12 protein-coding genes are annotated in these 13,389 nt (G+C 38.4%); 7 read left to right on the top strand and 5 right to left on the bottom strand.

Annotated elements, in window-relative coordinates:
• Positions 1 to 123 precede the first annotated feature (123 nt).
• Together IQ228_RS09865 and IQ228_RS09860 are read left to right on the top strand one after the other, a co-directional pair.
• Complete coding sequence (locus IQ228_RS09865) at positions 124 to 2,019, top strand: HAMP domain-containing sensor histidine kinase (RefSeq protein ID WP_035082599.1); 1,896 nt, start codon at positions 124 to 126, stop codon at positions 2,017 to 2,019.
• A 57-nt stretch (positions 2,020 to 2,076) separates the two neighbouring features.
• Entirely contained in the window at positions 2,077 to 2,934 is an 858-nt protein-coding gene (locus IQ228_RS09860) for a hypothetical protein (RefSeq protein ID WP_027403533.1), read from the top strand.
• Between the two features lie 330 nt (positions 2,935 to 3,264).
• On the opposite strand, the gene IQ228_RS09855 is transcribed toward IQ228_RS09860, so the two are convergent.
• Complete coding sequence (locus IQ228_RS09855) at positions 3,265 to 3,516, bottom strand: type II toxin-antitoxin system Phd/YefM family antitoxin (RefSeq protein WP_027403534.1); 252 nt, start codon at positions 3,514 to 3,516, stop codon at positions 3,265 to 3,267.
• Between the two features lie 385 nt (positions 3,517 to 3,901).
• On the opposite strand from IQ228_RS09855, the gene IQ228_RS09850 reads away from it, so the two are divergent.
• Together IQ228_RS09850 and IQ228_RS09845 are read left to right on the top strand one after the other, a co-directional pair.
• The gene (locus IQ228_RS09850; protein WP_027403535.1) at positions 3,902 to 4,162 is read left to right on the top strand and encodes a hypothetical protein; all 261 of its coding nucleotides are present in this window, start codon (positions 3,902 to 3,904) and stop codon (positions 4,160 to 4,162) included.
• A gap of 1 nt (position 4,163) precedes the next feature.
• Positions 4,164 to 4,607: an HNH endonuclease gene (locus IQ228_RS09845; protein ID WP_193962767.1), complete on the top strand. Its 444-nt coding sequence runs from the start codon at positions 4,164 to 4,166 to the stop codon at positions 4,605 to 4,607.
• An 83-nt stretch (positions 4,608 to 4,690) separates the two neighbouring features.
• Here IQ228_RS09845 and IQ228_RS09840 read toward each other — a convergent pair whose 3' ends face one another.
• Positions 4,691 to 6,361, bottom strand: coding sequence for a transglutaminase domain-containing protein (locus tag IQ228_RS09840; protein WP_027403537.1), 1,671 nt, complete (start codon positions 6,359 to 6,361; stop codon positions 4,691 to 4,693).
• Positions 6,362 to 6,664: 303 nt separating this feature from the next.
• Between IQ228_RS09840 and IQ228_RS09835 the strand changes: the two genes are divergently transcribed.
• The 3 genes from IQ228_RS09835 (at position 6,665) to recF (ending at position 11,661) form a co-directional block, all read left to right on the top strand.
• Positions 6,665 to 9,535: a cation-transporting P-type ATPase gene (locus tag IQ228_RS09835; protein ID WP_027403538.1), complete on the top strand. Its 2,871-nt coding sequence runs from the start codon at positions 6,665 to 6,667 to the stop codon at positions 9,533 to 9,535.
• Positions 9,536 to 9,716: 181 nt separating this feature from the next.
• A complete protein-coding gene (locus tag IQ228_RS09830) occupies positions 9,717 to 10,151 on the top strand; it encodes a hypothetical protein (RefSeq protein WP_027403539.1) in 435 nt (144 codons plus the stop codon).
• Positions 10,152 to 10,545: 394 nt separating this feature from the next.
• Positions 10,546 to 11,661: a DNA replication/repair protein RecF gene (gene recF, locus IQ228_RS09825; protein WP_027403540.1), complete on the top strand. Its 1,116-nt coding sequence runs from the start codon at positions 10,546 to 10,548 to the stop codon at positions 11,659 to 11,661.
• Positions 11,662 to 11,807: 146 nt separating this feature from the next.
• Here the strand turns inward: recF and IQ228_RS09820 are convergent, their stop codons facing one another.
• The 3 genes from IQ228_RS09820 to IQ228_RS09810 form a co-directional block, all read right to left on the bottom strand.
• Positions 11,808 to 12,194 (bottom strand): type II toxin-antitoxin system VapC family toxin, encoded by a 387-nt coding sequence (locus IQ228_RS09820; RefSeq protein WP_028090203.1) that lies wholly within the window; start codon positions 12,192 to 12,194, stop codon positions 11,808 to 11,810.
• Positions 12,194 to 12,430, bottom strand: coding sequence for a type II toxin-antitoxin system Phd/YefM family antitoxin (locus IQ228_RS09815; RefSeq protein WP_027403542.1), 237 nt, complete (start codon positions 12,428 to 12,430; stop codon positions 12,194 to 12,196). Before IQ228_RS09815 ends, IQ228_RS09820 begins: the two co-directional genes overlap by 1 nt.
• A 403-nt stretch (positions 12,431 to 12,833) precedes the next feature.
• Positions 12,834 to 13,292, bottom strand: a complete 459-nt coding sequence (locus IQ228_RS09810) for an MgtC/SapB family protein (RefSeq protein ID WP_027403543.1) — start codon at positions 13,290 to 13,292, stop codon at positions 12,834 to 12,836.
• Between the last annotated feature and the right edge of the window lie 97 nt (positions 13,293 to 13,389).

The following is a 13,389-nucleotide window of genomic DNA, read 5'->3' as shown; positions in this document are numbered from 1 at the left end:
TTTATTTCTATGAGAAATTTAAACTAATAGTAAACTTATCATCAACTAATAAAATGTCTCCTTTGGTTAGTGTAATTTCATATCTTTGTAATTGTCGTTTAAAGATGCGAAGTGAGACAAACAATGGCTAAATCTCGTCAATCGTCATTTCGACAAATTTTAGTAACAAGAATACTACTGGTATTTGTCCCAGTTTTATTAGTAGGAGAAATGGTTGCCCTCAATAAAGCTCGTTCTAGTCTGTTAAATACTGCCCGACAAAATTTAACAGAAAGTGCGGTTAACAAAGGAGAAAAAATTAGTGATGATATTGCCGCTTTGCGCTCCAATTTAATTACAGCCAGTCAGACAAAAGTAATTAAATCCGGTTCACCTTTCCAAATTGAACAATTTCTTAAACAGCTACACAAACAACTGCCAACCAAAATTAATTGTCTCCAATTCACCCACATTAAAAAAGGTGAAATAATAGCCAGTAGTTGTGGTATTCAAGAAATTACCCCATCCGGCTTATCTGCCACCAGTGATGATGTTGATATTCAATTCATATTACCATCTCAATCTGGAAAAACTGGTAAAAGAGACAAACAAAATCAACTCCAGTTATTTTTATCAATTCCTATTGCTAATCAACGTGGTAATTTAGCTTACCGATTAAGCATTAAAACCACATTGTATCAACAAAATCCCAATCATCCAGGCTCATTGACGGGTCTTTTAGTAGTCATTGCCGAAGATGGTAGAGTTTTAGCCCACACATTATTTCCAGAAAGAGTCGGTACTAATATTAAAAATTATGCCGATGTGGAAAGAATACAAGCTATAGTGAAAAATGCTTTAGATGGAAGTAATAATTCCAGTAATTTATCCTTTGTTGAAGGAGAGGAACTAGTTACAGGTTTTACAGCTACTACTAAACCTATCACCACAAGACCATCACAAAGATGGATTGTCCTAGCAGTTACAAGTGTAGAAAATGCCCTATTTGGTTTAGAAGAAATTAAACTAATTCTCATTGTTTTAACAGTCGGTTTAATTGGTGCAAGTTTATTGGCATCATTTTATTTAGTTCCTTATTTAGCTGGTCCTGTTGAAGAACTCCGCGATTATGCTGTTAATCTTCATAGTCACCACGCAGCACAACCCATTCCACGTAACTTCAAGATTCGGGAGTTTAACCAATTAGCACAAGCATTAGATCAAATGGTCGAAAGACTCAAAGATTGGGCTGAAGAATTAGAAATTGCTTGGAAAGAAGCTAAATCAGCTAACCAAGTAAAAAGCCAATTTTTAGCTACAACTTCCCATGAGTTAAGAAATCCCTTGAATATTATTATTAATTGTGTACGGTTAGTCCGTGATGATTTATGCGACAGTAGAGAAGAAGAATTAGAATTCCTCAAAAAAGCTGATGATACAGCAATTCATTTATTAAAGATAATTAATGATTTGCTAGATATTTCTAAAATAGAAGCTGGTAAACTTTCCGTAACTACAGTACCGCTGGATTTACGGCAATTATTATTAGAGGTAATTAACTTACAATCAGTTAATATCCAACATAAAGGACTGCAATTAATTTGTGATATAGGTGATAAACCTATTCCTATAAAATCTGATGCCATTAAACTTAAACAAGTGTTAATTAATATTATTGGTAATGCCACTAAATTCACTGATGAAGGGAGTATTCAAATTACCACAAATATTTATCAGCATCAGCATTATGTTTTAGTTTTCATAAAAGATACAGGAATTGGTATTGACCCAGGAGAACAAGGTAAACTATTCCGTCCTTTTGTCATGGTTGACGGTACAACTACACGCAAGTTTGAAGGAACTGGATTGGGTTTAGCAATTTCTCGGAATTTAATTGAACTCATGGGTGGTAAAATCACCTTAGAGAGTTTGGGGTTAAATCAAGGAACAACAGTAATTATTAAATTACCTTTGATTGATCTGGCTTTATTACCTAATCCAGAAAAAAAAGATGTGGTTAGAAATGGAGTCAGGAGTTAATTCTGGCTCTCGGAAATGTTCGACAAACAATGAATTTCAAATTACAACCCTCCTAAAATGAAGCGACTTTTTTCAGGTATTTTTGTGGTGACAGCTTTATTACTAACTCCTGGTTGTTCATCAAATACTAAGTCTACGGAAACACAGGTTTCACCTAGTATGATGATGAATCATGAGGGACATTCTATGGGAAATATGAATCATGGGGATAATTCACAAATAACTACTAAGGTTAAATTAACTGCTCCGAAAAGTTTATCACCAAATCAACCGATTAACTTAGTTATTGATATTCAAGATGTGTCTGGTAAACCTGTTAATAAGTTTGACATTTTCCAGGAAAAAATCATGCACTTAATTATTATTAGTGATGATTTACGATCTTTTGCTCATATTCATCCCGAATATAAAGAAAATGGTCGCTTTGAAGTGACTGCAAATTTTCCAGAATCAGGTAATTATACACTTTTCAGTGATTATAAACCTGCTGGAAATAAGGAAAATGTCTCATTAATGAATATCACAATTCCCGGTTCAGTTCCTTTACCAAAAAATTTAGAAAAGTTCAGCAAGACTAAAACTATCTCAGATACTCAGGTTAATCTGAATATTTCTGAAAAAAATATTCAAGCTGGTCAAGAAGTAACTTTAAGTTTCGATTTAAAAGACAATAAAAATCAACCAATTCAAGATTTACAGCCTTATTTGGGGGAAAAAGGACATTTAGTAATTATTAAAAGTTCGTCTCCCCTCACTGCATCTGATTATATCCATGCACACGCAATGAAAGATCCTGCTGACGGAAAGGTTGAATTTCATACTAAATTTCCCAAACCAGGAACATATAAAATGTGGATGCAATTTAATCGCAATGGACAAATCAAAACCGCAGATTTTTGGGTAAATGTAGAATAGAAAATCGTAGGTTGGGTTAAGCGACAGCGCAACCCAAAAACAATTTTAGAGAACTTCACAAAAAGAAATACTCAGTAGACATCTCCAAAAATTCAATATGCGTAGCCCGAAATCCTTTTAGGGACAATTCATGAATTGTCCCTACATCTTTTTTGGAGATGTCTAAACAGGATCTTTTTCCTGGAAAGAACCATTTCTAATTCTGTAAGTGTTTCCGCAGCAACAAGAATGTGATGGAAATCAAAAGCATAACGAACTGCTTGAGAATTGATAAGTTTGGGAGTTAGTAACCGACTCACAAAACAATTAGTGTCAATAACAATTCTTTGCTCAATCATCACTTTCAAGAATTTCCTTGAGCTTTTCTTCTGTCATACCTTTTACTTCGGCATTTTTACCAACTTGATCACAAAATCCCTGAAACTCATTTTTTAGCAATTTAGTTAATCTTTGATACTCTAAGACAGATAGCACTACAACTAAATCTTGTTCCTGACGCTGAATGGTTATTGGTTCTTTTTGAGCTTTATCTAAAAATTCTGTAAAATTTTGTTTTGCTTCTGTGGCAGATAAATAAATCATAATATACCTCCTTTCTTTTTATCATAACTCAAACTGGTTATTCGACGTGATTAAATAAATTCCCATTTCTAAGATTAAAAATAAACATCCTGTAAATCCTGATTCAGATAAAGGTTTATATAGCATTTCCTAGTCTAATGAAGTACAAAATGATCTGCGTTTATCTGCGTCCATCTGCGTTTGATTATTAACTCTTGTACCTCACTTGAATGGGAATTGCTATATTCACTTACCCGTTTTGCGTTAGGTTGCGACTATCTACAGTTTTATCTTGAATATTCATACAAATTTTAACGCAGGGTTGTTTGTGCATTTGCTATAATTATAACTCAATGATATGGCTACGCTGCGCTATCAGACAATTATTATAAAAAAGGATACCGCCATGAATACATCTGTTAAAACAATCAAAGTCTACGACGAAATTGTAGATTTCATTGCTGCTGGTACTACTCCCGAAAGTGTAATTAACTTCCACCTTTCCGAAACAGCGCAAAACCGTTTAGAGGATTTAATTGATAGTGCTAAAAATAATGAACTAACGAGACAAGACAAGGAAGAATTAGAGTATTTTTTGACGTTAGAACACATTATTAGATTAGCTAAAGCTAAGGCTCATAAATATATTAACGCTGAGGGTAAATAAGGTGTCTCGTACTTACATTAATTTAGAAATAAGGCGTTTAGTTGTGGAACGTGCTGGTAATATCTGTGAATATTGTCTAATTTCAGAAGAAGATACTACATCTTGTCAAGTTGATCATATCATTAGTGTCAAACATGGTGGAGCAAGTACAGATGATAATCTTTGTTATGCTTGTGTTTTCTGTAATTTGCAAAAAGGTACAGATTTAGGTTCAATTAATTGGGAAACTGGTGAGTTAGTCAGATTTTTTAACCCTCGTAGAGACTTTTGGGGTGATCATTTTCAACTTAATGAAGCTATCATTCAACCATTAACAGATATTGGTGAAGTAACAGCCCGTATTCTCGATTTTAACAAAAATGAACGGATTATAGAAAGACAATTATTAATAGAAGTTGCTAAGTATCCACCAATAGCAGCAAAAGAAAAAATGAGTAAGAATTAGTGTCAAAGTAAAGTAGGTTGGGTTGACGCAAGGAAACCCAACATTTATACATTTTGCGTTGGGTTTCGTTCCTCAATCAAAAATTAAAAAGGTGGTAATTCCTTCAGAATTGTGAAGCGAATATGGTTAATAGCTAAGTCACCCAGTGAAACCTCTTCTTTTGTTAAGCGGATGCCATTTCTGCTTAAGGTTTCAAAGGTGATGCCTTTACCAATTTCAATGTGGTACCAGCATAAGCCCATAAAGAACCGTGTAGGGTATGGTCCACCTTCTTCGAGATCATCAGGATTAGATTCCATTGGCAACCAACCAATCCCCGGAATATAGAATTCTAACCAAACATGATTAAAATCGGGTTGGAGAGGAACGCCCTGGTGTTCAGCATAGACTGGACATTTATATCTGCCAACTGTACGACAAGGAATACCATTAAGGCGACAAAGTGCTAGTAATACACCTACATATTCTCCACAAGAACCAGTACCTCGTTCTAAGGCAATATCGGGTGAGTCAATATGGGGTTTAATGGCATAGGACAATTGATCATAGACATAGTTACGGATACTGTACATTTTCCGTAATATGTTAGTTTCCGAACCAACTGCTGTGCGGGCTGCACGGATAACAATATCGGTATCCATTGCTAAATCGTCATCATCTACTAGATAGCGGGTTTTTAATTCTGGTGACAGTTCTGGAATATCTTCCACGTCTCTAGGAGTGATGCGATGTTTAATGCCGCGGACTTCTACTAATGCCTTCCAGCCAAATATGTGACGTTCACCGGGGGCCAGGCTATCAAATTTAAATACGGCTACTCTTTGTCCGTCAATGATTTCTTCAGTGAAAGGTAAACCAATATGTTCAACTTGTTGGACTTTTTGCCGTTGGGTTTCTGAGGGGAGGGCAATGCGCCATTCTATATCGGCTAAGTAAACTTCATCAAGGGGGGAAATTTCCTCAACATAAGACATTTCTATGAGATAGCCATTGGAGAGGGCGTAGCGTTTATCCTCCTGGTAGTGATATTGTAGGGAATGAATGAATGTGCGATCGCGGTAAGTTAATTCAAAACAGGGGTCAGCGTTGGGATTATCCCGAATATAAGGTTCTTCGCTGGAGTATGCCACATAAACATGATCTTTGCCTGTGTCATCCTGTCCGTGAACGGCGATACCTGTAGGAGAGTCAAAAGGCGTGAGAACACTAAAACGGACTTCTCCAGTTGCCCTATCCATAGAGTAAACTGTTTGTTCCGTGCGATCGCATACCCACAAAGTTTCTTTACTAACTGCTAAATTTTGTATACCGACACCAGGGGCATAAAATCTGGTTATTTCCTTGCGGGTATCCCGGTCAAAAATCAAAATATAGCCAAGTCTTTGGCAACTAACATAAACGGTAGATTCCCAAACGGCCACACCATCAGCCGGATAGGGTAAAGTCACAAAATGCTCTAACCCTAAAGATGCCAATTTACATAAATAGACACTGTTCCCACGAGTCACCCACAGATCATCCTCCCACACAGCTAAACCAGTAACTTCTTGAAATTCACGGACTTGGTGGGGATTGATAATTTTGCTGTTATCGGTAAGGGGGTCAATTTCTAATAAATGACCTTTAACCGTATCAATAGCAATAAGTCTATCTTTAATGGAAGCAATACCATAGAGAGTAGCAGCAGTAACTGGTCTGATTATTTTTTGCCCAAACATCTGGCTCACCGTCAAACTGGGTAGTGGAACACTCATAAATTATTATTTATTAACAACAGTTGCTATAGAGCAAGGAGTCAGGAGTCACCGAGTCACCGAGTCACCGAGTCACCGAGTCACCGAGTCCAGGAGTCCAGGAGTCACCGAGTCAGGAGTCAGGAGTCACCGAGTCAGGAGTCAGGAGTCACCGAGTCTGGAGTAAGAAGGAAGAAGAAAGAATAAAATTACCCAATGACTAATGACTAATGACTAATGACTAATGACCAATGACCAATTCCACATTTTTGGACATCACTAAATTATGATCGGATTTTGTAACCATTTCCTGTAACCTACACGATGTCTGCTCATTCTTTACCTGAATCTACCCACCTCTGGCATGGTTTGGAAGTTGAAAAAGCCTTAGAAATGCTTGATAGTGACGCAAACAGCGGCTTAACCTCCCAAGAAGTTGAACAGCGTCGTCAGAAGTATGGACTCAATGAACTCGAAGAAAATGGAGGTCGTAGTCCTTGGCAAATTCTGCTAGATCAGTTTACCAATATCATGTTATTGATGCTGATTGCCGTTGCTCTTATTTCTGGCTTTTTGGATTTAGTGGCTTTGACTGGGGGGACATTAAAACCCGGTGAAGTGCCATTTAAAGACACAATTGCCATTATGGCTATAGTTATCCTCAATGGTATTTTGGGCTATGTGCAAGAAAGCAGGGCCGAAAAAGCTCTAGCAGCCTTGAAAAAACTGTCTTCTCCCTCAGTGCGAGTCCTGCGTGACGGTAAACTGGGGGATGTGGCGGCTAAGGAGCTAGTACCGGGGGATGTGATGCTGCTGGAAGCGGGTGTACAAATAGCTGCGGATGGTCGCTTAATAGAACAGTCTAATTTGCAAGTGCGAGAATCGGCTCTTACAGGTGAAGCCGAAGCTGTCAATAAGCAAGCCATACTTACACTACCAGAAGATGCACCATTAGGCGATCGCCTCAATTCAGTTTTTCAAGGTACGGAAGTTGTCCAAGGTCGGGCAAAGGTACTGGTAACTCACACCGGAATGCGAACAGAACTAGGCAAAATTGCCGCTATGTTGCAGTCTGTGGACGGAGAACCTACGCCTTTACAGCAACGCATGACCCAATTGGGTAATGTTCTCGTCAGTGGTTCTTTAATTCTTGTAGCCATAGTAGTTGGTGGTGGACTTATTCATGATCTAACTAAAGGAATAGGTTGGAAGAATTTACAAGAATTAGTGGAAGTTTCTTTAAGTATGGCGGTGGCGGTAGTTCCTGAAGGTTTACCTGCGGTAATCACCGTGACTCTGGCTTTGGGAACTCAGCGTATGGTCAAGCATCACGCTTTAATTCGCAAACTCCCAGCCGTAGAGACTCTTGGTTCTGTAACTACTATTTGTTCTGATAAAACCGGAACTCTAACTCAAAATAAAATGGTGGTACAGTCGGTGTACACCAATAATTCTACCTTTCGCGTCACTGGAGAAGGTTACACCCCCATTGGCGATTTTCAATTAAATGGTGAAAAAGCCAGTTTAGATGAAGTCCCGGAAATTTCCGCCTTGCTTGTTCCTTGTGCTGTTTGTAATGATGCTGTTTTGCAACAACAACAAGGAGTATGGGCAATTTTAGGCGACCCCACTGAAGGGGCTTTAGTTACCTTGGCAGGAAAAGCCGGAATTGAACAAGACCAATGGAGTAGTAAATTACCTCGTGTTTCCGAATTTCCCTTTTCTTCTGAACGGAAGCGCATGAGTGTGATTTGTCAACTAGAAGCTGTAGCCACTGGTGATACTTCTTTAACCGCTATTGACCCAGCCATTGCTGGTTTTGTGGAATCTGAAAAATACTTAATGTTTACCAAGGGTTCACCAGAATTAACTTTGGAAAGGTGTACAAAAATCCATTTAGGTAATCACTCGATTCCTATTAGTGACGAACACCGCAGCCAAATTTTGGTAGCTAATGACCAAATGGCGGGTAAAGGTTTGCGGGTGTTAGGTTTTGCTTATAAACCTTTAGCTGAAGTTCCCCCAGATGGTTCTCATGATACATCTGAGGTAGATTTGGTCTGGTTGGGGTTGGTGGGAATGCTAGACGCGCCTCGTCCAGAAGTGAGGGCGGCTGTGCAAGAATGTCGCCACGCGGGAATCCGTCCGATTATGATTACTGGCGACCATCAATTAACTGCTCAGGCGATCGCTATTGATTTGGGAATTGCCCAAGAGGGTGATAGAGTCCTCACTGGTAAGGAATTACAACTTCTCAGTGACCAGGAATTAGAGGAACAGGTTGACCTAGTGAGTATTTACGCGAGAGTCTCCCCTGAACACAAATTAAGAATTGTCCAAGCTTTGCAACGTCGCGGGCGATTTGTGGCGATGACAGGCGATGGGGTGAATGATGCTCCCGCCCTCAAACAAGCCGATATAGGCATTGCTATGGGCATCACAGGCACAGATGTGAGCAAAGAAGCCAGCGATATGATCCTCCTAGATGACAACTTCGCCACCATAGTTGCTGCCACGAAGGAAGGTAGAGTTGTTTATACCAATATTCGCCGCTTTATTAAATACATTTTGGGTAGTAATATTGGGGAAGTTCTCACCATTGCGGCTGCGCCATTGTTGGGATTAGGAGGCGTTCCTTTGAGTCCTTTGCAAATTCTCTGGATGAATTTGGTAACAGACGGTTTACCAGCTTTAGCATTAGCTGTAGAACCCCCTGAACCTGATGTGATGGAACGTCCTCCCTTTAGTCCCCGTGAAAGTATTTTTGCTAGGGGTTTAGGTTCTTACATGATTCGCATTGGGATTGTCTTCGCTGTGATTACAATTATCCTCATGGAATGGGCTTACCATCATTCTCATGCAGCCGGGTATCAAGGACATGAAGATACTTGGAAGACAATGGTATTTACTTCATTATGTCTAGCACAAATGGGTCATGCGATCGCCATTCGTTCTAATAATAGACTTACCATCGAAATGAATCCCTTTTCTAATCCCTTTGTCTTGGGGTCAGTCATTGTCACCACGATTTTGCAATTGATGTTAATTTATGTTCCACCCCTGCAAAGTTTCTTTGGTACTCATGCACTGAGTTTAGAAGAATTAGCAATTTGTATCGGTTTTAGTGCTTTAATGTTTGTCTGGATTGAAGGTGAGAAGATATTCTTCCGCTTAATGGGCAAAAAAAGTGTTTAATTGGTAAATTGTCAGAATCAGGATTTACAGGATTTCATTTCATTATCTTTGTATTTTTTATCCTGATTCTGATATTTATTACCAATTAGTCATCAATATGTATCTAAAAATCAACTTCGACGAGATAAGAAAACCCTTTGGGTGCAGGGACAATTCTAGAATTAATTAGGAGATAGATATCATGGGTGAATCCAAACGCAGAAAACAGCAAGATCCCAACTACGGGAAAGTTAAAAATCCTGTCAAAAATCTCATGAAAGTTTTTTGCCCATTCTTTGAAGATTACGATAATTTATCTCATCTCGATGGTGATACTATATCGTTGATGATAGCTAAACAGGGTTATAAAGAAACGGGTTTGAAAGGCCTAATTGTCACAGGATATCTCGCTGAACATTTATTAAAAGACTATCCTCCCGAATCTGAATTAGTCCAAGCCTTCAAACAACATGGAAATATTTATGTTACTTCCACATTAGCCTTAGCATATTTGGAGAATGATATAAACAAAGAGGAAAATCTTAGGAATTTTGATACATACGACCCATTAAATGACTTTATATGTATGAAAAGCGATTCTAAAAAGTACCAAGTAAGTTTGGTGACAGGATCTTAAAAAAATTTTCTCATCTCCCACAAAATCCCCAAAAGAATCCCGGCGACTGGAAGTCACGGCTACACAAGCAAAACCCACCTGCGTGGGTTTTAAATTTCCCTAGTCCGCCTACGCGGAATGTGGGTTGTATATCCGTGATTTCTAATCGCCAGCTTATTTCTGCAAAATTGGGATGCTCCCAATAGGTTTCTCATCTCAAAGATAACTTATTATAAGTAGTGAGACAGAATTAATTACACAATGTCATTGTGTTAGCGCAGCGTGGCGTTAGCCATAGGGAACAAAGTGAAATGAAGCAATCGCCAGGGTTGTGATTGCTTCCCTTCGCTCGCAATGACTGTAAATATTTTTGTCCAATTACTTAGAAGTCAGGGATTTTGAATCCTTAGCCATTATGTACTTAAAAACTTTACACCTCAAACAATTTCGGAATTACCAAAACCAAAAAGTTGAATTTACTGCTGCTAAAACAATTTTGGTGGGTAATAATGCTCAAGGAAAATCGAACTTGTTAGAGGCTGTGGAGTTATTGGCAACATTGCGATCGCACCGGATGGCACGCGATCGTGATTTAATTAAGGAAGGTGAATCTACAGCCCAAATTCATGCCACCCTAGACCGGATTCATAGCCATAGCGATTTAACTCTCACCTTCCGTCGTCAAGCGCGTCGCACCGTCGCCATAAATGGGCAAATAGTCCCCAGACAAATGGACTTTCTCGGTGTTCTCAATGCAGTAGAGTTTTCTAGTTTGGATTTAGAATTGGTGCGTGGTAGTCCTGAAATTCGTCGCAACTGGCTAGATACACTCTTAATTCAATTAGAACCAGTTTATGCTCACATTTTGCACCAATATCACCAAGTTTTACGCCAGCGCAATGCTTTTTTAAAACTTTATCTAAATACACCAGAAAAATCTCTACAATCAGAACTAGCTATCTGGGATGCACAATTAGTAACTGCTGGTACAAAGGTGATTATGAGAAGAAATAGAGCTATTCAACGATTAGCTCCTATAGCTTCTGCATGGCACGCTAGTATTAGTGGAGCATCCGAAATTCTGCAAATCAATTATGCTTCTAATATTCCCCTGGAAAAAACCTCTCCTCAAGAATTACAAGCAGCCTTTTTTGCTAAACTTCAACAAAGAGCAGTTGCAGAATCACATCGAGGGATAACGTTAGTCGGACCCCACCGCGATGAAATAGAATTAATTATTAATCAAACTCCTGCCCGTCAATATGGTTCTCAAGGTCAACAAAGAACATTAGTTTTAGCTTTGAAATTAGCCGAATTACAATTAATTGAGGAAGTGATTAATGAACCACCTTTGTTATTATTAGATGATGTTTTAGCCGAATTAGATCCATCTCGTCAAGGTCAATTACTTGATGCTATTCAAGACCGATTTCAAACCTTGATTACTACTACTCATTTAGGTGCTTTTGATTCTCAATGGTTGAAATCTTCCCAGATTCTATCTGTGAGTGCGGGAAAAATTGACAACTAATACCAATTTTATAGCAATTCCCAATCTCAATAAATACACCCCAACCGCCCTAAGGCTATACCCCCTTAGTCCCCAGAATTTTTTGAAGCTAAATAGAAATTATTATTATAATAGAAAAACACTTTGCAAACATTGGAGATTTTCAACTACCCGAAATCGTCAGAAAATAATGGCACATCATAAAATTTAAACTTTTGGTCTACCGTAATTATTGTTAAACCTTCCACCAAAGCTTGAGAAATTAACATCCTATCAAACGGGTCTTTATGATGCCAAGGCAAACTACCCACATTTAAACAATGCTCCGCCGAAATATCCAAAACTTGAAACCGATTATCCCGAAGCACCGCCAACAAATCATCGGGTTGCTTCAACTTTCCTAACGAAGTTTTAATCGCTATTTCCCATATTGTTGCTGCGCTAACAAAACTATCATTGACTGGATTTCTAATAATTTCTCGCACATCTGCCGACAACTTTGGGTCATTTGCTAACCACCACAATAAAACATGGGTATCTAATAAAAACCCCATTAACCTTTTCCATAAAACATAGCGTTAATCTCCTCTGACTCATCATCAAAATCATCAGCCATCCAAACGCGCCCTTCCCAAGCCCCAGGAGTCCGTGGCTCAGGTTCCGCTTCATAGCGGATCAAACGCACCAATGGTTTACCCTCTCGACTAATGACCACATCTTCACCCTCTAACACTGAATCTATTAATTCGAGAAGATATGCCCTTGCTTCTTGAACTGTTGCATTCTTCATAGACAAAAAAACAAAGAGATTAAAATCTAATTATAAGATGAAAATAATAATTCAGAACAACTTAAACAAGCTATTTTAAAACTGATATAAACCGAAAAAACCATAGAAGATAGTAATAATCAGTACGGCGTATTTTATTAAGTAAAAGATAAATTAAATTGAGTCACCGTTTAAATATGCTTTAGAGAAAAAATACTGTTCTTAGATTTTAATTAACGTCCAAAACCATAACAAAAAAACATAGCGCGTCAGGGTAGCTTCAAGATGATTTTGGATATGTGAAGTAAATCTCCTGTATTGGCTATTAGTACAGCTGATGGTGGGGTACAATTGTTAATTATCAGCCGTCCTAATCTGGGTGAAAAAGGCAATTAATGTCATATAAATTTTTCTGTTCACCTACTTAATTAAATTTTTCTAGTCTTTTAAAAATGTGTAGAATGATTACAGTTAGAACAGCGCCCATTAATCCTAATTGCCATAAACCACACCCAGCCGCAATTCCCAAAGCAGCGGATACCCAAATTGCAGCAGCAGAAGTTAATCCGTGAACTTCTGGAGATTTTGATGATCGGGAAGATTGACGCAAAATCTCCCCAGCGCCTAAAAACCCCACTCCAGCAGCGATACCTTGAACTACACGACTAATAGCATCAGCACTAAGTTGTGTCCCACCTGTTTGGATAGCAATCAGAGTAAATACAGATGAACCTAAACTGACTAACATATGGGTTCTTAAACCAGCCGGTTTATTTTTTAGTTGTCGTTCTAAGCCAATTATAGCCCCAATAAACAAGGCGAAACACAGACGAAGACCGGTGTTTAGCCAGTCACTACTGGCAATATAGTAAGGGTTAATCAAGTTCTGTTGGTGGTAAATAGTTTGATAGGGAAATTTGTGAAATTAGTCATAAAATATGGGTGTATTGTCCATACTAATTGGTAATATAGTAACAAAA

The organism is Dolichospermum sp. LEGE 00246, from assembly GCF_015207865.1.
GTDB classification, from domain to species: domain Bacteria; phylum Cyanobacteriota; class Cyanobacteriia; order Cyanobacteriales; family Nostocaceae; genus Dolichospermum; species Dolichospermum heterosporum.
The sequence above is the reverse complement of the archived record's forward strand: the minus strand, read 5'-3'. Positions and strand labels throughout refer to the sequence as shown.